The sequence below is a fragment of the Candidatus Eisenbacteria bacterium genome, assembly GCA_016867715.1.
GTDB lineage: Bacteria > Orphanbacterota > Orphanbacteria > Orphanbacterales > Orphanbacteraceae > VGIW01.
Genome location: VGIW01000024.1, coordinates 14,382 through 38,666, shown reverse-complemented (window position 1 = coordinate 38,666; position 24,285 = coordinate 14,382). Strand labels below are relative to the sequence as shown.

Genomic DNA, 24,285 nt, shown 5'->3' with positions numbered 1-24,285 from the left:
CGTGCGTTCCCCAGCGGCATCCGAGCGTGCCGATGAGCCCGCACGCGCGCCCCGCCGCATCGAGGATCGAGCGGACGAGGAAGGTGACGGTTGTCTTTCCGTTCGTTCCCGTCACGCCGAGAAGATCGATCGCGCGGCTCGGATGCCCGTGGACCTCGGCCGCGGCAACGCCGAGGGCGAGACGCGCGTCGGGAACGACGATCTGCGCGAGCGGGACGGACGCGATCGCGCGCTCGACGATCGCGGCCGGCGAGCCCTTCTGGAGGACATCCGAAAGGAAGTCGTGTCCGTCCGCATGGAACCCGCGGAGCGCGACGAAGAGAACCCCGGGGCCCGCCTCGCGCGAATCGGCCGCGACATCGCGCACCTCGCGATCGATCGAGCCGCGCACCTCGCGCGCGGAGAGAGAGGGAAGGAGCGTCGCGAGAGAGAGGCCGGGACGGTCCTTCACCATCATGGCTCGCTCCCCACGAGCATGCACGCGATCCCCGATCGAAGAAGCGTTCCCGGCGCGGGATCCTGCGAGACGACCGTCCCCGACCCGCGAACGCGGACCGCCGCCTCGGCGCGGAGAAGCGCTGCTTTCGCCTCGCGCAAGAAGCGCCCCGTGCAGTCGGGCATCGTCTCGGGAAGACACGCGGCGAAGGAGGGGGCGGAATCGGCGCGCGCCGGCTCCCCCGCGTGAGCCCAGGTCGCAACCGCTTCCCCGCGAAGCGTCGGGAGAAACGGCTCGCCGAGCTCCGAGCACGCCGCCTTGAGGAAGATCTCCCGGACGACCGGGCCCGCGACGGCGCCCCCGTAGAAGACGCGGGAGACATCGACGAGAACGACGGCCAAGACGATCCTCGGGTCGTCGGCCGGCGCGTAGCCGACGAACGAGGGAATGAACCGCGTGTCCGAATAGCCGCCCCCTTCCACGATCATCTCCGCGGTCCCCGTCTTCCCCGCGAGACGCCAAAGAGGAACGTCGAGGCCCTTGCCGGTCCCGCGGAGCACGACCCCCCGCATGCAGTCCTGCATGAGCGCCGCGGTCTCCGAGGAGACGGCGCGGCGGACCGCCCGGGGGAGAAAGCGCTCGCGGACGCTCCCGTCCGGGCCGACGATCGACTCGACGATGCGGGGCTCCATGAGAATGCCGTCGTTCGCGATCGCGGCGTAGGCGGCCGTGAGCTGGAGAAGGGTGACCGCGATTTCCTGTCCGAACGCGATCGTCCCGAGCGAACGCCTGCTCCAATCGCGGGGACGGCGGAGAAGCCCGGGAACCTCGCCGGGAAGCGCGATCCCGGTGCGAGCCCCGAACCCGAACGCGCGAGAATAGGAGTAGAGCTTCTCCACACCGCGCCCATAGGATCCTTCTCCGCGCCCTCCGAGGCGGTAGCCGATCTGCGCGCTCACGATGTTCGACGACTTCTCGAATCCCTCGCGCGCCGCGAGCCGATCGTAGCGGCTCGTCCTCGCCTCGCTGACTTTGTAGCTGCCGAAGCTCATCTCGCCGTTGCCGGCGTCGAAGATCTCGAAGGGGGAGACCGCCTTCTCTTCGAAGGCGCCCGAGTAGGTGACGAGCTTGAAGGTCGAGCCCGGCTCGTACTGCGCCGCGATGCAGCGGTTCATCAGGATCGACCCGCCCGAGCGCCTCCGCTCTTCGTCGGAGAGCGAGGTCGCCATCGCGAGCACGTCGCCGGTGGACGGCTCCATCGCCAACGCCATCCCCCACGCGGCTCCCGACTTCTCGACCGCCTTCCCGAGCTCCTGCTCGACGATCATCTGGAGGGAAGCGTCGAGCGTGAGCTTTACGTCGCAACCATCGACGGGCGGGCGATAGGGGAAGCCGGGGAGGGAGCGGGGACCGACCCGCGGGATTGCCTGGAGGACCTTCCAGCCGTCCTCGCCGCGGAGAACCGGCTCGAACTCCTTCTCGATCCCCTCGATCCCCTTCATGTCCAGGTCGGTGACGCCGACGACCTGAAGGGCGAGGTTCTCGAACGGGCGCGTCCTCTCCTTCTCCGGGATGCAGTAGATGCCGGGGAGATCGGCCTCGGCGATCCGGTCGCCGATCTCCGGGTCGACCTTGCGGGCGACGTAGGCGAAGCGGGAACGCTTCTCGAGCTTCTCGCGCACGGCGGAAGGACGAATCCCGAGAATCCCTCCGAGAGCCGCGCCGGTCTCGTCCAGAGCGCCGAGCTCCTGAATCCGCGCGGGGTCCGCGATGATCGTGTTCGAGGAGAGCGTCCGCGCGAGCACCTCTCCGTTCCGGTCGTAAATCCGCCCGCGGTTCGCGGGGATCGCCACGCGGTACTCGTGCTGATTCTCAGCGCGCTCCCGGTAGTGCTCATGATTGAATATCTGAATATTCATGAGACAAGCAACGAGATAGACCCAGAGGCACACCCCCCCGACGCAAACGAGAAACAGCCGGTACCGAGCCTGGTACGGACTCACCGATCCCGCTCCCCTCCCCTCGTTCCCTTTCCGAGTCCTCCGACGCGTTCCCAGAAACGATCGAACCTTCGGCCGGCCGAGCCGAGGACCCCGGCGGCGAGCGATCCGCCCGCCGGCTGCACGGGCGGGGTCTCCCGCCACTCGGGGAGATACGCCTGCCGCTCGGGCTCGGGAAGCTCGAGCGCGAGGTCGGAAAGCGCGATCTCCTCGATTCGCTCCCGCTTCGTGAGCGAGGCGATCCGCCCCCGCGCGCGCTCCACGTTGTCGCGGAGCCTATCCAGCCGCACTTCAAGATCTCTGTTTTCCTGGTGGAGGCGGGTCACGGAGAAGCGTTGGTTCACGCAGGCGACGAGCACGATCACCGACACGACCAGAAGCGGAGCGAAGCGGCCGGTCCGGACCCACGCCCGGAGACCGCCTCGCACGAGGGCCCTCGCGTTCATCCGTTCCCCCTTCCTTCTCTTCCCTCGGGGGCGATCCGAACCGCCGCGCGGAGTCGGGCGCTCCTCGCCCGCGGGTTCCTCGCCACCTCTTCCTCGGACGGCCGGATCGCCCGGCGGGAAGAGAGACGGAGCGCCGGGGCGCGTCCGCACCGGCAGACTGGCAGGTGCGGTGGACAGACGCAGCCCCGGGCCCACTCCTGAAACCGTTGCTTGACGACTCGATCTTCGATCGAGTGATATCCGATGACGGCGATATGCCCGCCCGGCGCGAGCACGTCCACCGCTTGCGACAATCCTTCCTCGAGCGAGGCGATCTCCTCGTTCACCTCGATGCGGATCGCTTGGAACACGCGCGCGAGCCCCTTGATCCTCCCTCGCGCCGAAAGACGCGAGGAGACGACCTCGGCCAGGCGGCGCGTGCCGGCGATCGGAGCTGCCCGGCGCGCGCGGACGATCGCACGCGCGATCGCTCCGGCGTTCCGCTCCTCTCCCCACCGACGGATCACGCGCGCGAGCTCCTCGGCCGAATAGCCGTTCACCACGTCGTAGGCGCTCCTAGTCCCGCTCCGATCCATCCTCATGTCGAGCGCCCCCTCGGACCGGTAGGAGAACCCGCGCTCGGGACGGTCGATTTGGAAGGAGCCGATCCCGAGGTCGAAAAGGATTCCTCCCACGCGCCCTTCCGCTCCGGGGCCGAGGAGCGCGCGAAGATCCCGAAAATTCCCTCGCACCAGATCCACGGGAACCGCGGATCGCGCGAAGCGGCGCCCGGCTTCCTCGAGAATCTCTCCGTCGCGATCGATCCCCACGACACGCTCGATTCCCTCCACGGCATCGAGGACCGCGGCCGTGTGGTTGCCCAGCCCGAAGGTCGCGTCGACGAAGATGCCGCCCGGGAACGGCCGCAACGCCTCGGCGACCTCGCGCGCCAAGACCGGTTCGTGGCCCCCTCCGCCGAGGGCCGGGTCATCGGATCTCATCGGAACGCGACTTCTCGTGCAACCGAGTCAGCTCCTCGGCGGCCCGCTCGAACGTCATGTCCGATCCGGATTGATACGCCTCATAGATTTCTGGGTTGAATATTTCGATATGTTGGAACACGCCGAGCACGAGCGCTTCGCGATCGATCTTCGCGTACTCGCGGATGTCCTTCGAGAGGACGATCCGTCCTTGCGCGTCGAGAGCGCACGGCTTCGCGTGATATCCCATCATGCGGGCGATCCGCCGGACGTTGGTCGAGGTGAACGGAAGGCGGTGGATCAGGTTCTCTTCTTCCTCCCAGCGGTCGGGAGGATAGAGGGCGACGCAGTGCTCGTAGCCGAGGGTCAGGGTTCCCGAGCGGCCGGGCTCGGGGAAGAGGATCTTGCGAAAAGCCGCCGGGATGATGAGGCGCCCCTTCGAGTCGACGACGACGCGATGGGAGCCGAAGAGCCGTTCCACCGTTTCCCTCCGGGTGCGGCGGAAGGCGGGTGCACTCGCGTTTTCCCTTCGCTCGTTTCGGGCGCCGTGCTATCCTTCGCCCGCACGGCTGTCGAGATCCGGCCCCCCGGATTCCGCTCGACAGCGATGCGAGGAACCCATGGCCTCTGCGCTCCTGCTCGGGGGCTCCGAAACAACATAGGGGACCGCGCCCCACTTCCACCCACGGATCCCCACTTTATCCCCCCGCTTGGGAGCGTGTCAACATTTTTTTCCGGTTCGGACCGGTCCATCTTCCCGTTCCCCACCCCCCCGGAGGACCGCGCGGATCCGATTCCCTCGAATCCGGTCGAAGGGGGCGGCGCAACTTCATGTCCGCGCGCCAATTGGCTCCCGGGCGCCGGGGGTGGGGGGAAGTGGGGAAAGAAAACGAAGACCGGACGCGTCCGTCCGGTCTCTTAATGGTTCAAGAACCGAGGATTATTCTCCTCGGACCACGTCGCGCCCGATCGTGCTTCTCTGGATCTCCGAGGTCCCCTCGAAGATCTCCGCCGCCTTCGCGTCCCGGTAGATCTGCTCGATGCGGTACTCGCGCATGTAACCGTAGCCGCCGTGGATCTGGATCGCGCGGCTCGCGGTGCGGGTCGCCGTCTCGGTCGCGAAGAGCTTCGCCTGACTGGCCTGCCGTGCGTACGGAAGGTCCTTCTCCTTCCGCCAACCCGCCTCGTACGTGAGCAGGCGCGCGGCGTCGATCTCCGTCCTCATGTCGGCGAAGAGCCACTGGATCCCCTGAAAGTCGGCGATCCGCTGCCCGAACTGCTCCCGCGCGTGCGCGTAGGCGCGCGCCGCCTCGAAGGCTTCCTCCGCCATGCCGACCGCGGAAGCGGCGACCGCGACCCGGCCCCCGTGGAGCGTCTCGACCGCGATCCGAAGCCCCTTCCCCGGCGCGCCGAGAAGCGCGCTCTCCGGAACCTCGACGTCGCGGAAGATCAGCTCGCACGTGGGCGAGCTCTTCAGCCCCATCTTGTTCTCCACCGTGCCGACGGAGAAGCCCGGCGCGGTCGTGTCGACGAGAAACGCGGACATCCCCCGGATCACGCCGCCCCCCCGATCGACCTTCGAAAAGAGGATCACGAAGTCGGCGACCGAGCCGTTCGTGATGAAGATCTTCGTTCCGTTGATCACGTAGCGGTCTTTCTTCTTCACCGCGGTCGTCTTGATGTGGGTCGCGTCCGATCCGGCGTCCGGCTCGCTGAGGGCGTAGCATCCGAGAAGCTCTCCCGTCGCGGAGCCGCGGAGGTACTTTCGCTTCTGCTCCTCGGTGCCGAAGACGAGAAGCGGATAGTTGAGGAGCGAATTATGCAGCCCGAGCGTCATCCCTTGCCCGGCGCTCGCGCGGGAGATCTCCTCGGTGGCGATGAGATAGCTCGTGAAATCGAGCCCCTGCCCGCCGTATTCCTCGGGGACGCACATGCCGAGGAAGCCGTTCTCGGCGAGCCTCTTGGTGATCGGGCGCGAGAACTCCCCCTTCTCCTCAGCCTCCGCCGCCTCGTCGCGGATCTCGCCCGCGAACTGGCGCGCCATGTTCCGGATCATCTCTTGCTCTTCGGTCCAACTGAAGTCCATGTTCTTCTCCGGCGGCCGGGCGGGGCGTACGAACCCTTCGCGCCCGGGCAAGGAGCGGATCCGGGGCCGTTTACTTCCCGCGGAACTCCGCTTTTCGTTTCTCGAGAAACGCGCGGCACCCTTCCTCCGCGTCCTCGGTTCCGCAAACAAGCCCGAAGAGAGCCGCCTCGTAGGCGCTCCCCTCCTCCAGCGTCATGTCGAGACCGTGATGGATTGCCTCGAGGGCGAAGCGCACCGCGATCGGTCCGACCTTGTAGATCGGCTCGAGGATTTCTTCGCACGCTTCGATGAGCTTCTCCGGCGGAACGACGCGGTTGACGAGCCCGATCCGAAGCGCCTCGTCGGCGAGGACCTTGCGCCCGGTCGTGACGATCTCCGAGGCGATCCCTTTCCCGACGAGCCGCGCGAGGCGCTGCGTCCCGCCGTAACCGGGGATCACGCCGAGCGTGACCTCCGGGAGCCCGAAGACCGCCTTCTCCGAGGCGACGCGCATCGTGCACGCGAGGGCGAGCTCGCATCCTCCGCCGAGGGCGAAGCCGTTCACCGCCGCGATCACCGGCTTGCCGATCTTCTCGATCAACCCGAACACGTGCTGCCCGGAGAGGGAGAACGCGCGGGCGCCTTCGGCGTCGAGCGCGGCGATCTCGTTGATGTCGGCCCCCGCCACGAAGGCGCGGTCCCCCTCGCCGGTCACGATCACTCCTCCTACCGAGGAATCCCTTCGCATTTCAAGGAAAACCTCGCGGAGCTCGTTCATCGTCTCCTTGTTCAGTGCGTTCAGAACCTTCGGACGGTTGATGCGGACGACCGCCGTCCTTCCGGTCCGATCGACGACGAGGTGCTTCGCCTCCATGTTCGCCTCCCCTCTCTTCGGTCCGAATCGAGAAGCGCCGCGCTCCGTCCGAACGGTCCGCCGCCCGGCCGGATGCGTGTCCCTTGCCTCGCGCGGAGAACGTGCCGGTCGGCTCGTCGCCGGAATGGGGCGCAGCTCCTCCCGGAACGGACCGGTCACGCATCTCGACGCTAGCCGCTCCACGCGCGGGGTGTCAACAGCATTCTCCCCGAGGCGCGGCGCGTAACTCGTTCGAACGCAAAAGGGTTATCCGATTGACGCGGCGCCCCGCTTCCCGCTAGTCTCCCCGCATGGAACACGACAAGGGCCCCCAGGATCCGCGCGAGCACCGCCGTCTTCTCGACGCGTGGAGAGAGAAGATCTACGAAGCATCCCGCGCGAAACTCCCGGAGCGGGAGAAGGAGTTCCGCACCCCCTCCGGCCTTCGGGCGGAGCCGGTCTACACGCCGTTCGACCGCGAGGAACGCTTCGAGCTTCCCGGCGTCTATCCGTACACGCGCGCGATCCAGCCGACCCTCTACCGCTCGCGCCTCTGGACGATGCGCCAATACTCCGGCTTCGGCACCCCCGAGGAGACGAACCGCCGCTTCCGGTATCTCCTCGAGCACGGACAAACCGGCCTCTCGACCGCGTTCGATCTCCCGACCCAGATGGGGCTCGACTCGGACGATCCGCTTTCCGAGGGGGAAGTGGGAAAGGTCGGCGTCGCGATCGATTCGGTCCGCGACCTCGGCGTCCTTTTCGATGGGATCGCGCTCGACCGGGTGAGCGTCTCGATGACGATCAACGCGACGGCGCCCGTGCTTCTCGCGTTCTACCTCGTGCTCGCCGAGAAGAACGGCGTCTCTTGGGATCGGCTTCGCGGAACGGTGCAGAACGACATCCTCAAGGAGTACGCGGCGCGCGGAACGTACATCTTCCCGCCGCGCCCTTCGATCCGGATCATCACGGACATGTTCGCGTTCTCGGAGAGGGAAGTCCCCCAGTGGAACCCGATCAGCGTGAGCGGCTACCACATCCGCGAGGCGGGGGCCACCGCCGTCCAAGAGCTCGCCTTCACGCTCGGGAACGCCGCCGCCTACATCGAGGCGGCGCGCGCGGCGGGGATCGATCCCGGAGGGATCGTCGGGCGCGTCACCTTCTTCTTCGACGTGATGAACGATCTCTTCGAGGAGGTCGCGAAGTTCCGCGCGGCCAGGCGTCTTTGGGCGCGGATCTGCTGGGAGCGTTTCCAGGTCGATCCCGAGAAGGCCAGGCTCAAGTTCCACGCGCAGACGGGAGGCTCGACGCTCACCGCGCAGCAGCCGGAGATCAACATCGCGCGCGTCACGATCCAGGCGCTCGCCGCGGTCCTCGGAGGAGCGCAGTCGCTTCACACGAACGCGTACGACGAGGCGCTCGCGCTCCCGACCGAGAAGTCGGCGCGCATCGCGCTCCGCACGCAGCAGATCCTCGCGTGCGAAACCGGCGCGGCGAACGTGGTCGACCCGATGGGAGGATCGTACTTCCTGGAATCCCTCACCGACCGGCTCGAGGAGGAGACGGAGACGCTCCTCCGGCGGATCGACGAGATGGGCGGCATGCTCGAGGCGGTCGAGAAGGGCTTCGTGCAGCGCGAGATCCAGAGGAGCGCGTACGAGCATCAGAAGAAGGTCGAGTCGGGGGAGACGAGCGTGGTCGGCGTGAACCGCTACGCGACCGACGAGCCGGTACCGGCGGAGACCTTCGCGATCGATCCCGAGGTCGAGAGAGCGCAGAAGGAGCGCCTCGCGAGGTTCCGCCGGGAGCGGGATAACGCTCGCCACGGAAAGGCGCTCGACGCGGTCGAGAAGGCGGCCAGGGAAGGGACGAACCTCATGCCCCCGATCCTCGAGGCCGCGCGGGCCGAGGCGACCGTGGGGGAGATCTGCGCGGTCCTCGCCCGAGTGTTCGGGAAGCACAAAGAGATTGTCACCCTCTGACTCGGGAGGTTTCGTCTTGAAGATCATTCGCGTCGATCATGTCGGGATCGCGATGAAGGAGATCGAATCGATCGCTCCTCTTCTCCGCGCCCTCTTTCCCGATCGGGAGCCCCATGTGGAGATGGTTCCGGACCAGGGGGTGAAGACGACCTCCCACCGCGCGGGGGAAACGTCCCTCGAGTTCCTCGAGGGGACCGGCGCGGACGGCCCGGTCGATCGGTTCCTCGCGAAGAGGGGGAACGGCATCCACCACATCTCGCTCGCGCTCGAGGATCTCGAGGAGGCTCTCGCGGAGCTTCGGAAAGCCGGCATCCCTCTCATCGACGAGAAGCCGCGGCGCGGCGCGGAGGGGAAGCGGATCGCTTTCCTCCACCCGAAGGGGACCGGCGGGATTCTGATCGAGCTGTGCGAGGCGTGATCCGGTCCTGGCCGCGGCGCGCTCTTTTGTTTGATGTCTAAACGACAGAGAGGCGGCCGAGTCCGGTGACCACGCTTCTTCTTCCGATCGGGGCGCTGCTCGTCCTCGCGGGAACCCTCCTCCTCCGGCAACCGCCGGCGATCGCGGTCGCCGCGCTTCTCCTCGCCGCCGTCTCGTTCGCCCCGATCCCGAGCGGTCTTCTCTCGGCCGCCGAACGGGAGGGGGCGCGGATCGAGCGGCGCTTCCCCCTCCTCCTCGGGCTTCTCACCGCGGCGCTCGTCGGGTTCTATGTGTGGCTCTGGGGGTTTCACGCGCATGGGTTCCAGCCGGTCGTTCACGACGAGTTCGCCTATCTCTTTCAGGCGAAAACCTTTCTCGCGGGTCGCCTCTTTTTTCCCTCCCCGCCCGAACCGCTCTTCTTCGACGCGTTCCACATCCTCGCCGATCCGGTCTACGCGTCGAAGTACCCGCCGGGGCACGCGCTCCTTCTTCTTCCCGGTGTCGCGCTCGGGGTCCCGTGGCTCATGCCGATCCTCGCGACCGGCCTCTCCCTCCCGCTCATCGGGGTCCTCGCGAGGCCGCACCTCGGCGCCGCGGGATCCCTCCTTCTCGTCCTTCTCTTCGGCCTCGCGCCGGCGGGGGTCCAAACGGCGACCACCTACCTCTCGCAGACGTCGTATCTCCTCTCGCTCCTCCTCTTCGTCTTCTTCCTCGCGCGATCGGTGCGGAGCGGCGGGCGCGCGAGCCCCCTTCTCGCGGGGCTCTTCCTCGGTTTCGCGTTCCTCGTCCGGCATTGGAACGCCGTCGTGCTCGGAGCGTTCGCATTCGCGTGCCTCCTCCTCTCGCGGGAAGCGCGCGCTTCCTTTCGGAAGCCGGCGCGGACCCTCCTCCTCCTCCTCCTTCCCCTCGCGCTCGCCGCGGTTTCGGTTCTCGCGTACAACCGCGCCCTCACCGGCTCGGCCTTCACGACCCCCTGGGAACTTTATGCCGAAAGGAGCCAGCCCGAGGATCGGTTCGGATTCTACAAGGGGGAGCCGATCGAGGAACGCGCGGTCGCCGCGGGGAAGCGGATCTACAACGAACGAGTGCTCTACCCGAATCGAACTCGCTACACGCCGGGCCTCGCGGTCCGGTCGCTTCTCACCTTGCGGATCCCGATGTCGGCGTGGGAGGCGCTCCCTCCGGTCGGCTTCCTCTTTCTCGCGCCGTTCCTCCTCGCGCTTCGGGGCGCGCGGCGCGCGGCCGCCCGCGCGGCCCTCTCCTTCTCGCTCCTCCTCCACGCCGCGTATCTTCTCTATTGGTTTCCTTGGGGGCCGTACTACCACGAGATCACGCCCCTCCTTCTCGCGCTCCCTCTTCTCGGAGCGCGGGAGGCGATGGGGCGCGCGGCGCGCGAGAGGCGCCCCGGCGTCTTCCTCTCGGCGATCCTTCTCCTCTCTCTCACCCTAGGGGCCGCCTTCGCGCGCCTCCCCTTCCAGGTCGAGTTCCGAAGGGAGAAGGCGGCCGTTCACGCCCGCTTCGAGCGCCTCGTCCTGCGCCGGACACCGCCCGGATCGATCCTCTTCCTTCGCTACGGACGGGGCCACAACCCGGACCTCGACCTCGTGAACAACGAGCCGGACCTCCAGCGCGCGGCGAGGGTCTATGTCCACGATCTCGGCGAGGCGAGAAACCGCGCGTTCCGCGAGACGCACTTCCCGGACCGAGAGCCGTTTCATTTCGACGAGGACCGCCGCACGGTCGTCCCCGGCTATGCGGCCCCCCAATAGAAAGAGGCCGCGGGCGGTCCCGCGGCCCCTTGCCAAGAGTTTGAGATCTCGATTAACGATACAGAGTCTTCACCTGGCCCCAGCTCGTCTCCTCGGTCGCGGTCGGGCACGTGATCATGCCGGTCAGCGTGAACGTCCCGCCCACGCCCGTCCCGTAGTTGTCCAGGATCAGGTAGTACGTGTTCGCTCCCGGAAGCGCGAAGTTTTCGATGTCCTCGAGACCGCCCGTATACGTGCTGTCCTCGCCGATGACGCAGGTCCCGGTGACATTCGAGCAGTCGGTCACGATGTAGACCGAGCCGTCCGCCGAACTCGTGTAGTTCAGGTTGGCGACGGACCCCGCCGGAACCGTGAACTTGTAGGTGACGTCTTTGCCCGCAGCAGTAAAGCGCGTGCAGGACGGACCCGGGACGCCGGGATCATAGTCGTTGATCGCGGACATCGTCGACCCGCTGATGTTGATGGTCGTGTTGCAAAGGATTTCGATCGCGCCCTCGCAACGATCATTCGGCGGCGGAGGCTGCGGGCAGACGATGAACGCCTTGTATTTGCCCGTGTAGCTCGAGGAGTAGCTCCGCACCGCCCCGTAGTAGGTCCCGGGCGTCGTGATGTTGTAGGTGATCAGCGAGTAGAGCCCCGGGCCGGAGTCGTCATCGAACGCGATCTGCACGCAGCTCGAGTTGTACAAGTAGATGTACGTGTCGCCCACCGACCCCGTGCCATCCGCGTCCGTCCCGAATTGGAACGAGCCGGACGTGGTGATCGTGAACTGGAAGTAATCCCAGTCGCCCCCTGTTCCCCCCGTCGAGATCACGGCGTGCATGACGTCCGTGCAGGCGAGCGGGTTCGCCGTCGCGCAGGAGCCGTTCGGCTCCACCTCGTAGACATCCCCGCGCGAGGTGAACGGAATCGAGTAGCTCCACGGCTTTTCCTCGACGCCGGTGATCGGATCGGCGAGGACCGGCACTGCGAACGCCAAACCGATCGCGAGAACTAGTATCCTCTTCAAGTGGTTCCCTCCCTTCTAGAGACCATGCCAAAGGTCCGCATCGATGCAACAAACACTCGAACCGGTTCTTGCGGAGCTGGTAATCTTGGAGCTCCTCTCATCACCCCCTGTCACTCAAAAGTTGAAACCCGACGTTTGGCCAAACGCCTTCTATCTGAGCAAGTCGAATCTTATCATGCCAACCGCTGCCTGGTCAAGCGCAATCCCTCCCGGCCACGACAGGATCCTCTCCGAGACGGGGAGACCCCGCGATAGGAACCCCGCCGAAAGGATCGGCGCACCGTGCGAGCGGCTTGAACGGACACACAACCGGCCCGCTCGCACCGTGTCAGACGATAACTACTAATCGTTGCAATTACAAGCTGTTACGCGGACCCCCTCATCTGGGATCTCAAGACCGCCGGTCGATGCTCTCGTCTCCGACCCCGCAGGGGTCTTCGAGCGGCCCGTTCCGACCTCCTCACCGCCCTCCTCGCTTCGGACGCGCCGACCGCGACTCGTTCGGCAGAAAGAGATCGATCTCCCCGCGAGACGGATCCGCCCGGGCGATCCCCACCCGGACCCGATCCCCCATTCGATAGACGGTCCGGGTGCGCCGCCCGATGAGTCGCGCGCTCCTCTCGTCGAATCGGAAGTCGTCCCCCCCGAGGAGCGAGGTCCGGACGAGCCCCTCCGCGCCGAGGCCGTCCAGACGAACGAAGAACCCGAACCGAACGACGCCGGTGATCCGGCCTTCGTACTCCTCGCCGAGGCGGCTCGCGAGGTATCTCGCCTGCAGCATGCGCACCGCGAGCCTCTCGGCCGCCTCCGCCGCCCGCTCCGCCTCGCTGCAGTGCTTCCCCACGGCGTCGATTCGCGGCGCGAGGCGGCGCGCGTACGAGGGAACGTAGCCGGACCGCCCGCGGAGCGCGCGCAGCATCCGATGAACGAAGAGGTCCGGGTAGCGCCGGATCGGAGAGGTGAAGTGCGTGTAGTGTCGAAAGGCGAGGCCGAAGTGGCCGATGTTCTCCCGCTGATAGACCGCCTTCTGCATCGAGCGGAGCATGAGCTCGTGAACGAGGTCCGCGTCCGGAGCTTGCTTCACCTTCTCGAGAAAACGCGCGAAGCGGATCGGGCGCATGTCGTCCGAGACCGGGAACGAGTACCCGAGACGATCCATCATGTAGGAAAAGAACGCGAGGCTCTCCCGGTCGGGCCGGCCGTGCACCCGATAGAGAAACGGCTGACCCTTCCGCATCACCTCGACGGCGACCGCGCGGTTCGCGGCGAGCATGAACTCCTCGATCAGGCGATGGGACTCGAGGCGGACCCGCCTGCCGATCTCGACGACCTCTCCGCGCTCGTCGAGGACGACCTTCGCCTCGGGAAGGTCGAAGTCGAGCGATCCCTCCTCGGAGCGGCGCCGGAAAAGAAGGCGCGCGAGCTCGCGCGCGAGGAGCAGGTTCTCCGCAACGCGAAGAGTCTTCGCGTCCTTCGTTCCCACGTCGAAGAAGCGCTGGACCTCTTCGTACGAGAGCTTGGCGCGGGAGCGGATCACGGTCTCCTCGAAGTGCCACTTGATGGGTGATCCGTTCGCATCGAAATCGATGACGACCGAATGCGCGAGGCGCCGGCGGTTCGGGCGGAGCGAGCAGACGTCGTTCGAGAGGGGCTCGGGGAGCATCGGGATCACGAGACCCGGAAGATAGACCGAGTTCCCGCGGCGGAGCGCCTCCCGGTCGAGCGCGCTCCCTTCCCTCACATAGTGGGAAACATCCGCGATGTGGACGCCGAGCCGATAGCCGTCTTTCCGGCGCTCGACGGAGATCGCGTCGTCGTGGTCCTTCGCGTCGGACGGATCGATCGTGTAGACGAGGTCCTTCGTTCGATCGACCCGCCGCGCTTCCTCCGCCGAGGTGTCTTTCCCCGCCTCGCGGTCCGCCTCTTGGAGGACGGAAGCCGGGAACGCCGCGGGGAAGCCGAACGTCCGAACGACCGCGAGAAGATCGGCGCCGGACGGGCCCGGTTCGCCGGGCCTCGCCTCCCTCGGCCCGCGCGCTTTCGCTGGGCGCACGGCCGCCTCCCGGTTTCTCTTTCGACTCTTCCACTCCTTCCTCATTCGGGGAACGGTAGTGCGCGCGACCGGGATCGTCAACGAAGGACGCATCCCTCGGAAAGGATCGCGGCGGGATCGTTCGGCTTCTCTTGCGGCGGGACGGTCCGCCGCATATACTCGCTCCGGCAGTTCGAAAGACGGTCGACGCCCAGGAGCTCCCCGGGCCCCGGACGGCCATCAGCGGCATTCTTCAACCCCATGGATTGGGATCCAACGTCCGCTGAAAGTGAGAGGAACGAGATGGCAGTCAAGGGATCGTTCAACGCCTTCGAGATGGCTCGTACTCAGTTCGATCGGACCGCCGACCGGATCGGTCTCGAGCAGGCCGCGCGCGATCTGCTCCGATCCCCCCTGCGCGAGTACCATTTCCTCATCCCCGTCCGAATGGACGACGGCACGAGCCGAGTCTTTCAAGGCTTCCGGTGCCAGCACAACGACGCCCGTGGTCCGTGCAAGGGGGGCATCCGCTTCCACCCGCAGGAGACGATCGACACCGTTCGGGCTTTGTCGATGTGGATGACCTGGAAGTGCGCGGTCGCCGATCTCCCGCTCGGCGGCGGCAAAGGCGGCGTTGTCTGCGATCCCCACGACCTCTCCGCCCGCGAGCAGGAACAGATCTGCCGCGGCTGGGTGCGCCAGATCGCGCGGAACGTCGGGCCGGTCACGGACGTCCCCGCGCCCGACGTCATGACGAACACGCAGCACATGCTCTGGATGCTCGACGAGTACGAGCGGATCCACGGCGGGCACTACCCGGGCCTCATCACCGGCAAGCCGGTCGGCATGGGCGGCTCGCTCGGACGGAAGGAAGCCACCGGCTACGGCGCGGTCTATACCCTTCGCGAAGCATTGAAAGAGCTCTCCCTCAGGCCCGAGGACTCCACGGCGACCATGCAGGGCTTCGGAAACGTGTCGCAGTACGCGGCCAAGCTGTTCCGGGAGATGGGCGGGACGGTTCTTTGCGTCTCCAGTTGGGATCAGAAGGACCAGACCTCCTACACCTTCCGCAAGAAGGAGGGGATCGACGTCGGTCGTCTCACGGGGATCACCGACCGATTCGGAGGGATCGACAAGACGAAGGCGCGCGCTCTCGGTTACGAAGTGCTGGGCGGGGAAGCCTGGCTCTCCGAGGAGGCGGATATTCTCTTTCCGTGCGCCCTGGAGAACCAGATCACGGGGGCGAACGTCGGCTCGATCCACAAGCGCGTCAAGATCATCGTGGAGGGGGCGAACGGCCCGACCACTCCGGAAGCGGACGAGGCGATTCACGAGCGGGGAATCTTCATGATCCCCGACTTCCTGGCCAACGCCGGCGGCGTGACCTGCAGTTACTTCGAGCAGGTGCAAAGCAACATGAACTACTTCTGGGCCGAGGCGGACGTCCTCGCCCGCTTGGATCAGAAGATGACGCACGCCTTCTCGTCGGTGAGCGAGGTGGCGAGGAAGCGAAAGCTTTACATGCGGGACGCCGCCTACATCGTCGCGGTGACCCGCGTCGCGCAGGCCTGCCGCGACCGCGGTTGGATCTAGCGCGGAGAGCGAGGAATGGAGAAGCCCCCGCGGCCGCGGCACGAGCCGCTCGGCGATCTTCAAGAGCGGGCCAAGGAGCTGAACTGCCTCTACGAGGTCGAGAGGCACCTCGGCCGATCGGACGCTCCCCGGGAGGTCATCCTCCAAGAGGTCGTGGAGGCGATCCCGGGCGGCTTTCAGCACGTCCAGGCATGCCGGGCGCTCCTCGTCTGCGCCGATGAGGAGTACCGCTCGGGGCCGTTCGAGCCGACCTCTTGGGTGTTGTCCGCGCCGCTGGAGATCCAAGGCGAGCCGCTCGGCCGTCTCTCCGTCTTCTATCTCAGGGAGATGCCCCCCGAGGATGTGGGTCCCTTTCTCTCCGAGGAGGAACGGCTGGTCAACATCGTGGCCAACCGTTTAAGTGCCTACCTTTTCTATCAAAAGCTTCGGAGCCTCCAAAGGGACATCGAGGAGGCGCGAAAGGCGAATCTGTACGCCCCGAAGGAAGATTGGCGGGCGCCGATCCGCCTCTTGCGCGAGTCGGACCGCAGCGTTTACTCGCGCATCGCCCGGCGCATGCTGAACCACCTGACTCGGGTCGGAGTCGACGAGGCGAGAAGGCTCCTCGTGGGCGAGGGGGGGCCGAGCGGCGAGGAGAGCGCGGGCGAGAAGAACGTGCCGAGCCGCTGCTTCGAGCCGGACGGCGCCGTTCTCATGAGCGAAAAGCCGTTCGAGCTCGCGAGCCGGCATCTCTCCGGCGCGGAGATCCTGAGGCGCGTCGAGCGATGGCTGGTGGAGGACAAGGCCGGTTATTTCATCAAGATCCTGAACAGCCCGCGTTCCTCGCTCCCCGAGCTCGTGGACGGCATCCGCCGCTTCCACGTCCTCATATCCGGCGGCGCGGGGCTTCCCGATTCGACGCTGAAGAGCCTCCGCGTCTCGCTGACCCAGCGTCTCTTGACCGAGCAGCTCGACTTCGTCCGAACGGCCAAGGATTTCATGGAGATTGAGGACTTCGTCGATCTGACCAAGCGGCTGATCATGCCCCCGGAGAGCCACGGAAAGGTGGGTGGGAAGGGAGCGGGGCTTCTTCTCGCCCACAAGGTGCTTCAGAGAACGCTCCGCAAGGACCGGCCGATCGGTGAGGTGAAGGTCCCGAAGACCTGGTACCTCGCGTCCGACGGGCTCTTCGATTTCGTCGAGCACAACGATCTCCAGGACGTCATCGAGCAGAAGTACAAGGAGATCGATGACGTACGAAACGAATACCCGAGCATCGTTCGCCTCTTCAAGAGCGCCTCGTTCACGCCGCGCGTGATCAGCGGCCTCTCGCTCGCCCTCGACGACCTCGGCGAGGTTCCCCTGATCGTGCGGAGCTCCAGCCTGCTGGAGGACCGGCTCGGGACCGCTTTCTCGGGCAAGTACAAGAGCCTCTTCCTCGCGAACCAGGGGACGAAGGAGGAGAGGCTGGACGCTCTGATGGATGCGATCGCCGAGGTTTATGCCTCGATCTTCGGGCCCGATCCGATCGAGTACCGGCGCGCGCACGGCCTCTTGGAGTTCGACGAGGAGATGGGCATTCTCATTCAGGAGGTCGTCGGAACCCGCGTTGGACGCTACTTCTTCCCCGCGTTCGCGGGGGTCGCGTTCAGCAACAACGAGTTCCGGTGGTCGCCTCGCATCAAGAGGGAAGACGGGCTCGTTCGGATCGTGGCCGGGCTCGGAACACGGGCGGTGGACCGGGTCCCCGACGACTATCCGATCCTCGCGGTGCCCGGGAAGCCGGACCTCCGAGCGAACGTCTCCGTCGACGAGATCGTCCGCTACGCCCCGCGCAGGATCGACCTCATCAATCGGGAAACCCGGACGCTCGAGACGGCCGACCTCGACGATCTCCTCGTGGAGTGCGGGAGCGCCTTCCCGGCGATGGATCTCGTCTTCTCCGTCGTGCAGGACGACAGGCTCCGGAAGCCGATCGACCTCTTGGCCGACCCGGAGAAGGACGAGCTCGTCGCCGCCTTCCAGGGACTCCTCGCGGACACGCCTTTTCTGAGACACGTGCGGAACATCATGACCGTGCTGCAGGAGCACCTGCACACGCCGGTCGACGTGGAGTTCGCTCATGACGGGCGGGACTTCTATCTCCTTCAGTGCCGCCCGCAGAGCTACGTCGGCGATTCCGCGCCCGCGCCGATCCCGAAGGACATCGCGCCGCAAGACATGATCTTCTCCGCCCACCAGTACGTCTCCAACGGCTTCGTGCCGGACATCACGCACATCGTCTACGTCGACCTCGACGGGTACGGCCGGCTCGAGACCCGCGAGGAGCTTCTCTCGGTCGGACGGGCGGTCGGACGCCTGAACAAGATGCTCCCCAAGAGGCAGTTCATCCTGATGGGGCCGGGGCGATGGGGAAGCCGCGGCGACCCGAAGCTGGGCGTCAGCGTCACGTACGCCGACATCAACAACACGTCGATGCTGGTGGAGATCGCGCGCCGAAAGGGAAGCTACGTGCCCGACCTTTCTTTCGGAACCCACTTCTTCCAGGATCTCGTGGAGTCCCGCATCCGCTTCCTCCCTCTCTATCCGGACAACCCCGGCGTCGTCTTCAACGAGGCCTTTCTGAAGAAGTCCCCGAACTTGCTTCCCGAGGTTCTTCCCGAGTTCGATTTTCTCTCCGACACGCTTCGAGTGATCGATGTTCCCGCGTCGGCCGAAGGCCGCGTCCTGCGCGTGCTCCAAAACGCCGAGATCGACGAGGCGGTGGCCTTTCTGATCGCGCCCGCGGAAGGGCCCCGCGGACGGCCCGAAAGCGGGGCGGGAGCGGAAGCCCTCCGCAAGCCTCTCCAGTACTGGCAATGGCGGATGAAGATGGCCGAGCGGATCGCGGAGGAAATCGACGCCGCCAGGTTCGGGGTCCAGGCGATGTACGTCTTCGGAAGCACAAAGAACGCGACCGCCGGGCCCGCGAGCGACATCGATCTTCTCGTGCACTTCCGGGGGGATGACTGTCAAAGGAGAGAGCTCATGAGTTGGCTCGAGGGATGGAGCCTCTGTCTCGCCGAGATGAACTACCTTCGCACCGGTTGTCGCAGCGAGAGGCTTCTCGACGTGTACCTCATCACCGATGAGGACATCGCCAACCGGACCAGCTACGCCGTCAAGATCGACGCGGTGACCGACGCCGCCCGCGAGCTCGTTCTCGGCAAGCGGGAAAAGAGCGGGGATTAGGCGCGGAAGAAGACCGACCGAACTCCCGAGAAAGCCCCCCAAGACCACGCACCCCGCGTCGAGCTGGAGAGAATCGAACGCGAGCGGAGGAAGCAACGGTAGGTCCCGGGAGATCAGGGCTCGAGAACATACTTCGCGAGCTCCTCCAGTCCCCTCTCGATCCTCCTCGGGGCGAACTCCACTTGTTGGCAGAGCACGAAGACCCTCGGAAGATCCAGCGGAGAGATTCCGGAGGTGAACGAAATCATCCTGGCGTCGCGTCTTTTTCCCAGCAATCGATTGGTTGTGAAGAAACTTCTCCACTCATACTCGACCCACGGCCGCCTTAGATAGTCCGCGCGGGTCGCGACGGCGACGAGCGTCCTGGCGGAGTCGAGCGCATCATCGATGATCGGCGGGAAGTACGGGTGCCTGATATCCTGGCTACTGCAGAATGCGGAGACCCGTCGATCTCCGAGATAGGCGCGCACCCTCTCCGCGATCCGCACATCCTCGTGACAAACGCTGATGAAGACATCCACACAGCCCGGCGATCGTCTCGGCGCGCGCGGCCGGAGCGCCGCGTACCTTGAGACGATTCTCCTGGTCACAGGACAGAGATCGAGCTTGTTCCCGCAGGAGCGATACGCCTTCAAGTCCGAGGTTGTCCGAAACACCGCAAGGTAATCGAGGAATTTCTCCAGCACGTCATCTATGTCGGATCCCCTCCACGGCCTCCCGTCCCAGAAGAGAAGATCCGGTCGGTATTCGCGCGCATCCTCCTCGACACGGGAATCAAGCGCGTCGGTCCGAAACAGCCCGATCGGTTCGTTCAGAAGGAATCCGGCGGAGATCTCTCCGTCGAGCAAGATCGCTCGCTCGTCAAGACTGACCTTGGCGACCTTGTCCACCTCGATCCCGAAGTCGAGCGCATTGATGTTCAGGAAGCAGTCCTTCACTTCGTGGGGCGGGTCGGATCCGTATTGAACGACGACCCGATCGGGACCCTGAAGCCACTGGAGAGGAATCGTTACCTTGTCCATCTCGTCGAAGTTAAGGCCCGGTTTCCGAGCTTGCCAGTAGCGCCGTGCATCTTCGAACTCCGGCCTCTCAAGCGGGTTTCCCTCCTCTGCCTCAAAGACGTATTGCTTGCGCTTTGCGGGATGGATCGCGATCAGTTCCTCCCGGAATTCGCGTTCGACGGTTACGATCGGATCAAGGAGTTCGCGCCGCGCATCGCAGCCGCCGTTGGCGATGTTCCATCCGATCGGGAAGATGTCCCGGTAGAAGAGACAGTAGTACTGCTCTCCGCCGAACCGAATGATGGGAAGCGTACCACCACTCGCGTAACGGAAGGGAAACGCGGGATCCCTGAACGTCCACTTGCCGCGGTCTTTTCCAAGGAGGAGGGAGTCGAGGCGTTCTTGATACTCCCGTGCCTTGCGGGCGAAGTTCGGCATCCGAGCCCGCGCATGTTCCTTCCCCTTGTTCCGCCAGATCGTAGGGGTACGGTCGTCGAAGCGTACTCGGAGGGTACTTCCCGCATCGTGTCTTTCGAGATCGAACTCGAAGAGAAGCACCTCCAAGAAGTGGTTTTCCGCAGCGCCCAATGGGCGTATGAACTCGGATCTGAACGGCCTCACGATCGGCCTCTCCGTTCGGTCGTCACCCCACGTGTGAAATCTTGCGAACCGTTCTCAGGTCACATTACCACACGCCGCGGCGTACACCAAGAGGACCGATTCGCCGAATAAGGAACCGCACGCAGCGCCTTCTCGTCCCGTTCTTCTCTTCGCCTCTTCATACGGAGAAGAAAACCCTGGGGACTTCGCCAGAATCCACGGACGAGTTCTGGATGTTCCGCTGACAACCAACGCTCTCCGCACGAGGTGTCTCCGCGCTCAGGAGCCGGACTCTCGCGCGGCTCTTGTGAACTTCGCACGCTCCCTCTCCGCGCGATCCGCGAGCGGATGCCCGGCGCGGCGATAGGCCTCCGCCCTCTCGGCGAGGAACGCATCTTCCCAGGGAACGTGCGGCTCCCAGGGCACGATGGCGGTGGAAAGCGCCTCCGGGCCGAGCGCGCACCCAATCTGAACGAGCGCGGTGAGGCGCTTCTCGTCGAGGACGAACGCCGCGAAGGGATCGCCGAGCGCGTCGAACAGGATCCGCGCCTTAGCGGCGTCCGCCTCGGCCATCTCGACGGCGAGATCGAGGCCCCGTTCGACCAGATGCGGAAGCGCCCACGGATCGCGCCGGCACGTCCCGAACGCCCGCGCGAGAAGCGCCGCCGCCTCCTCGCGCCTCCCCCCTCTCCACAAGAGGAGCGCCTCGAGAACCTCCGCGTCGGCGGCGTGCGCCCCTCGCACCCGTTCGATCCAGCTCCCCGCCTCGGCCGACCCCGCCTCGGCGAGAAGGTGCGCCCGCACGGTCCGCTCCATCATCCCGAGAGCTTCCGGGTCTTCGTCGTCGAGGAGAGCCCGGGAAGCGCCCGAGATGTCTCCGTCCGCGTAGAGACCGTACGCTTCCGCTCGAAGGGCCGCCGCGCCCCCCGCCCGCGCCTCGAGGGGCGGCCGAATCCCTTGAAGGATATACATTCCGAGGCGCTCCTTCGTAACCCGCTCCCCATCGACCCGGCCGCGCGTTCGCTCCGGACGGTGCTCGGAATACGAAACGGCGCTCCTTCTCAATTCCTCGATGTGATGAAGACCGCTCTGGCCGACCGTGCGCGCGAAGCCGAACTCGACCGCCGGACGATGGTCCGTGTTGATCGGCGAAGGTCCCCAGAGGGGGGCGCGCCTCGCGAGAGGATGGCCCGCGACGAACCGGGAGAGGAACCCCTCGAGACCGTGCGCGCGCCACGCAGAGGCGAGGGCGGACGCGTACGGCTCTTCTCCAATCGGTCGCGGAGAGCGGGAGCGTCGTACTCGATCGGTGTTCGGGAACAGACAAGGAGAAGGTGGTGGACCTTGGTCTGCCACGTCTCGACATAGTGGAAGACCGAGGCGAGCGTGGCATAGATCGTTCGGATCGTTTGCCCGTCGACTTCGTACGCCTGGAGCCACTGCAGGAAGAGGCCGCCGTCGGAGAGACGCGAGGAGACGGCGCGGTAGAACTCGGCCGTGAAGAGGTCCGCGATGCCGGCCCGGTACGGATTCGAGGGCTCCGAGGTGATCAGGTCTTATCGATCCCGGGAGACGAGCACGATCTCGCGGGCGTCCCCGACGAAGACCCGGACCTTCGGGTTCTCCATCGCGCCGCGGTTCACCGAGGAACAAGCTCTTGCGACCTCGAGAATTGCTGGTTCAATCTCCGCGACATCGACTGTTTCTATCGTGGGTATCGATGCGAGCCATCCGGCCGTGCTCCCGGTCCCGAGGCCGATCACGAGCGCACGCCTCGGGTCGGGACGGAGGATCCCCCCCACCATGCCGTACATGACCTGCGTCGGCGCGTCGAGCCGGGCGTTTCCGTCGCTCTTCCCGTTGATGAGGAACGCGAGGCCCGACGTCGTCTTGAGCGCGACGCTGCTCTCCCGGCCCTCCGCCTCCCACACGATGCCGCGGCGCCCCGCGTGGAGCTAGTTGCGCTGGCCGTTCTTCGTCGCATCCGGAAGCTTGACCCGGCCGGCGCCGATCGGCGTGTGCCGCCACGCGGCGGTCGGACCGGGTCCTCGAAGAAGAAGGAGCGCGATCCCCCAGACGATCCCGGGGAGAAGGATCGAGCGGAAGCGCTTCCCTTCTCGAACGGCAAGGACAAGTGCCGCGGCCGAGAGCGCGAGAAGGAGAAGAACCGCGAGCCTCTATGTTCCGGGCGCTGTGAGGGTCTCTATAAGAAAGAACCCGGCCGCGAGCGAGCCGGCGATCGCGCCGATCGTGTTCCACCCGTAGGCGAGGCCGCCCTCGCGCCCCACCTTCTTCCTTCCCTCGCCGAGGAGCGCGACGAGGAGCGGGAACTGATAACCCGAGACGAGCGCGGCGGGAAGAACGACGAGAGACGCGACCGCCGACCAGACCAGGATGCGCGGGAAGAAGTCCTCGGAGCCGAAGGGTTGCAAGCGAAGCGCGAGAAGAGCGACTCGGTCGCCGAGAGCGAGGGGGAGCGCGATCCACGCCGCTTCCAGCGCGCCGGTGAGAGCGAACGTTTCGAGCGACGCGAGCCGCCGCCGGCCGACGACGGCATAGAGCGCTCCGCCCGCGCCGATTCCGAGAAGCACGAGCGCGAGGATGAGGCCGAACGTGTACGTCGATCCGCCCAGAAGGGGCCCGAGCATCCGATACCAGACGATCTCCATCACGAGAAAGACGAAGCCGACGAAACCGGCGGCGGGGAGGACGAGGAGCGTGGCCGGGCGGCGATTGGAGTCGACGATGATCCGCGAGTCTTCTTCGCAGGCGGACCGATCCGCGGCGGCGGGAGCGGACCGAGCGATGCGAAGAGCGAGAAGCCCGATCGCGCCGTTCAGCGCGCATGCGGCCCAGAGGGACTCGCGGATCCCGATCGCTTCAAGCATCAAGAACGTGGCGAGGAGAACGCCCGCGACCCCCCCGAGCGTGTTCGCGCCGTAGAGAAGGGCGACCCCCGTCCGGTTCCGATCCTCGTCGGTCGCCGCCGCGCGAGCCGCCGCCGGAAGGGTCCCTCCCATGAGGAACGTGGGGACGCCGATCACCATCGCCGAAAGGAGGAGCCGCGCGACCGTGGCCGCCTCGATGCCGAGCGAGGGGGAGCCGCCCGTCAGCACGTAGAGCCGGCGGACGAGAAGGAAGAGCCCCGGCGAGAGCGCCGCGCACACGGCGATCCCGATCTCAAGACGGCCGTAGAAGCGAAGCGCGTTCAGGGCGCGATCCGCGCGCCGTCCGAGCGCGAGGCCTCCGAACCCGAGCCCCGCCATGAAGATCGCGAGCACCGCCGCGGAGGCCGGGGTGGAGGCGCCGAAGACCAAGCGAAACTCGCGAAGCCAAACCGCTTGATAGACGAGCGCAGAGAAGCCGGACCCGAAGAGAAGAAGAGCGACGGTTCGCGTGCGATGGCGCAAGAGGAACCCTCCGATCAGGACCGGGACATCGAGAGGACGCTAGCCGGGCGGCTCCCGGGTGTCAACGGATCGGAGACGGGGTTCGCGCGTTTCGCGTCTGCGACTCGCCTCCTTTCGGTCCGACCGGCCAATGCGGGAGGCGTGGGAAAACGATTGAATCGGGCAAGAGATCGATTATCTTTGTGTTCATGTGGGTTGAGTTCACCAGGCGCATGAGGGGGCACCAGGCGTTCATCGCCCTGGTCCTGCTTCTGATCTACGCCGTTCAGGCGTTCCCCCATGGGCACCCCGAACCGCACCCCACCCCTCCTTCCCACACGACCCATCACCAGCCGCCTCACGAGAATGCCGACCGGAAGGAGAATCCGTCAGGCACCTCTCATCATCACCATGAACTCACTCAGCACATCGAACCCCATTCGATCCACCGGAACCTCCCCGACTTGAAGCAGGTCTCTCGACCCGCCCTGATTCAGCCGTGTTGGGAGGCCCCCGATGCGGA

The 24,285-nt window shown here is 66.1% G+C and carries 18 protein-coding genes; 5 read left to right on the top strand and 13 right to left on the bottom strand.

Annotated features, from left to right (window positions below):
- The 7 genes from FJY73_06470 to FJY73_06440 all read right to left on the bottom strand — a co-directional run.
- On the bottom strand, positions 1–457 hold a 457-nt coding region (locus FJY73_06470; protein ID MBM3320303.1), incomplete at its 3' end, for a UDP-N-acetylmuramoyl-L-alanyl-D-glutamate--2,6-diaminopimelate ligase.
- The gene (locus FJY73_06465; GenBank protein ID MBM3320302.1) at positions 454–2,439 is read right to left on the bottom strand and encodes a PASTA domain-containing protein; all 1,986 of its coding nucleotides are present in this window, start codon (positions 2,437–2,439) and stop codon (positions 454–456) included. The genes FJY73_06470 and FJY73_06465, both read right to left, overlap by 4 nt.
- Positions 2,436–2,882, bottom strand: a complete 447-nt coding sequence (locus FJY73_06460; protein ID MBM3320301.1) for a hypothetical protein — start codon at positions 2,880–2,882, stop codon at positions 2,436–2,438. Before FJY73_06460 ends, FJY73_06465 begins: the two co-directional genes overlap by 4 nt.
- Complete coding sequence (rsmH, locus tag FJY73_06455; GenBank protein ID MBM3320300.1) at positions 2,879–3,862, bottom strand: 16S rRNA (cytosine(1402)-N(4))-methyltransferase RsmH; 984 nt, start codon at positions 3,860–3,862, stop codon at positions 2,879–2,881. Before rsmH ends, FJY73_06460 begins: the two co-directional genes overlap by 4 nt.
- On the bottom strand, positions 3,849–4,322 hold the full coding sequence (mraZ, locus tag FJY73_06450; GenBank protein MBM3320299.1) for a division/cell wall cluster transcriptional repressor MraZ: 474 nt from the start codon (positions 4,320–4,322) through the stop codon (positions 3,849–3,851). The genes rsmH and mraZ overlap by 14 nt, the downstream gene beginning before the upstream one ends.
- A gap of 459 nt (positions 4,323–4,781) precedes the next feature.
- Positions 4,782–5,927 (bottom strand): acyl-CoA dehydrogenase family protein, encoded by a 1,146-nt coding sequence (locus tag FJY73_06445; protein MBM3320298.1) that lies wholly within the window; start codon positions 5,925–5,927, stop codon positions 4,782–4,784.
- Positions 5,928–5,997: 70 nt separating this feature from the next.
- Positions 5,998–6,780 carry an enoyl-CoA hydratase/isomerase family protein gene (locus FJY73_06440; protein MBM3320297.1) on the bottom strand — a complete coding sequence of 261 codons (783 nt, stop codon included), beginning with the start codon at positions 6,778–6,780 and terminating at the stop codon, positions 5,998–6,000.
- Between the two features lie 290 nt (positions 6,781–7,070).
- Here FJY73_06440 and FJY73_06435 point away from each other — a divergent pair, with 290 nt between their 5' ends.
- The 3 genes from FJY73_06435 to FJY73_06425 all read left to right on the top strand — a co-directional run bounded on the left by FJY73_06435 (position 7,071) and on the right by FJY73_06425 (position 10,928).
- Positions 7,071–8,741 carry a methylmalonyl-CoA mutase gene (locus FJY73_06435; protein MBM3320296.1) on the top strand — a complete coding sequence of 557 codons (1,671 nt, stop codon included), beginning with the start codon at positions 7,071–7,073 and terminating at the stop codon, positions 8,739–8,741.
- A 16-nt stretch (positions 8,742–8,757) separates the two neighbouring features.
- Positions 8,758–9,159, top strand: coding sequence for a methylmalonyl-CoA epimerase (gene mce / locus FJY73_06430; protein MBM3320295.1), 402 nt, complete (start codon positions 8,758–8,760; stop codon positions 9,157–9,159).
- A 65-nt stretch (positions 9,160–9,224) separates the two neighbouring features.
- Complete coding sequence (locus FJY73_06425) at positions 9,225–10,928, top strand: glycosyltransferase family 39 protein (GenBank protein ID MBM3320294.1); 1,704 nt, start codon at positions 9,225–9,227, stop codon at positions 10,926–10,928.
- Positions 10,929–10,980: 52 nt separating this feature from the next.
- On the opposite strand, the gene FJY73_06420 is transcribed toward FJY73_06425, so the two are convergent.
- Complete coding sequence (locus FJY73_06420; GenBank protein MBM3320293.1) at positions 10,981–11,937, bottom strand: PPC domain-containing protein; 957 nt, start codon at positions 11,935–11,937, stop codon at positions 10,981–10,983.
- 460 nt (positions 11,938–12,397) lie between these two features.
- A complete protein-coding gene (gene rnr, locus FJY73_06415; GenBank protein MBM3320292.1) occupies positions 12,398–13,990 on the bottom strand; it encodes a ribonuclease R in 1,593 nt (530 codons plus the stop codon).
- A 282-nt stretch (positions 13,991–14,272) separates the two neighbouring features.
- Here rnr and FJY73_06410 point away from each other — a divergent pair, with 282 nt between their 5' ends.
- Together FJY73_06410 and FJY73_06405 are read left to right on the top strand one after the other, a co-directional pair.
- The gene (locus tag FJY73_06410) at positions 14,273–15,562 is read left to right on the top strand and encodes a Glu/Leu/Phe/Val dehydrogenase (GenBank protein MBM3320291.1); all 1,290 of its coding nucleotides are present in this window, start codon (positions 14,273–14,275) and stop codon (positions 15,560–15,562) included.
- 15 nt (positions 15,563–15,577) lie between these two features.
- Positions 15,578–18,772 carry a nucleotidyltransferase domain-containing protein gene (locus FJY73_06405; GenBank protein ID MBM3320290.1) on the top strand — a complete coding sequence of 1,065 codons (3,195 nt, stop codon included), beginning with the start codon at positions 15,578–15,580 and terminating at the stop codon, positions 18,770–18,772.
- 113 nt (positions 18,773–18,885) lie between these two features.
- On the opposite strand, the gene FJY73_06400 is transcribed toward FJY73_06405, so the two are convergent.
- From FJY73_06400 to FJY73_06385, 4 genes are all read right to left on the bottom strand, one after another.
- Positions 18,886–20,394, bottom strand: coding sequence for a toll/interleukin-1 receptor domain-containing protein (locus tag FJY73_06400; GenBank protein ID MBM3320289.1), 1,509 nt, complete (start codon positions 20,392–20,394; stop codon positions 18,886–18,888).
- A 258-nt stretch (positions 20,395–20,652) separates the two neighbouring features.
- Positions 20,653–21,345, bottom strand: coding sequence for a hypothetical protein (locus tag FJY73_06395; GenBank protein ID MBM3320288.1), 693 nt, complete (start codon positions 21,343–21,345; stop codon positions 20,653–20,655).
- 584 nt (positions 21,346–21,929) lie between these two features.
- Positions 21,930–22,304 (bottom strand): hypothetical protein, encoded by a 375-nt coding sequence (locus tag FJY73_06390; protein MBM3320287.1) that lies wholly within the window; start codon positions 22,302–22,304, stop codon positions 21,930–21,932.
- Positions 22,305–22,550: 246 nt separating this feature from the next.
- A complete protein-coding gene (locus FJY73_06385; GenBank protein MBM3320286.1) occupies positions 22,551–23,783 on the bottom strand; it encodes a fused MFS/spermidine synthase in 1,233 nt (410 codons plus the stop codon).
- Positions 23,784–24,285 lie beyond the last annotated feature (502 nt).

Coding starts and splice junctions, on each gene's coding strand:
- FJY73_06460 (MBM3320301.1), bottom strand. CDS start 2,882: ATGAACGCGAGGGCCCTCGTGCGAGGCGGTCTCCGGGCGTGGGTCCGG.
- rsmH (MBM3320300.1), bottom strand. CDS start 3,862: ATGAGATCCGATGACCCGGCCCTCGGCGGAGGGGGCCACGAACCGGTC.
- FJY73_06445 (MBM3320298.1), bottom strand. CDS start 5,927: ATGGACTTCAGTTGGACCGAAGAGCAAGAGATGATCCGGAACATGGCG.
- FJY73_06440 (MBM3320297.1), bottom strand. CDS start 6,780: ATGGAGGCGAAGCACCTCGTCGTCGATCGGACCGGAAGGACGGCGGTC.
- FJY73_06435 (MBM3320296.1), top strand. CDS start 7,071: ATGGAACACGACAAGGGCCCCCAGGATCCGCGCGAGCACCGCCGTCTT.
- FJY73_06410 (MBM3320291.1), top strand. CDS start 14,273: ATGGCAGTCAAGGGATCGTTCAACGCCTTCGAGATGGCTCGTACTCAG.
- FJY73_06405 (MBM3320290.1), top strand. CDS start 15,578: ATGGAGAAGCCCCCGCGGCCGCGGCACGAGCCGCTCGGCGATCTTCAA.
- FJY73_06395 (MBM3320288.1), bottom strand. CDS start 21,345: ATGTATATCCTTCAAGGGATTCGGCCGCCCCTCGAGGCGCGGGCGGGG.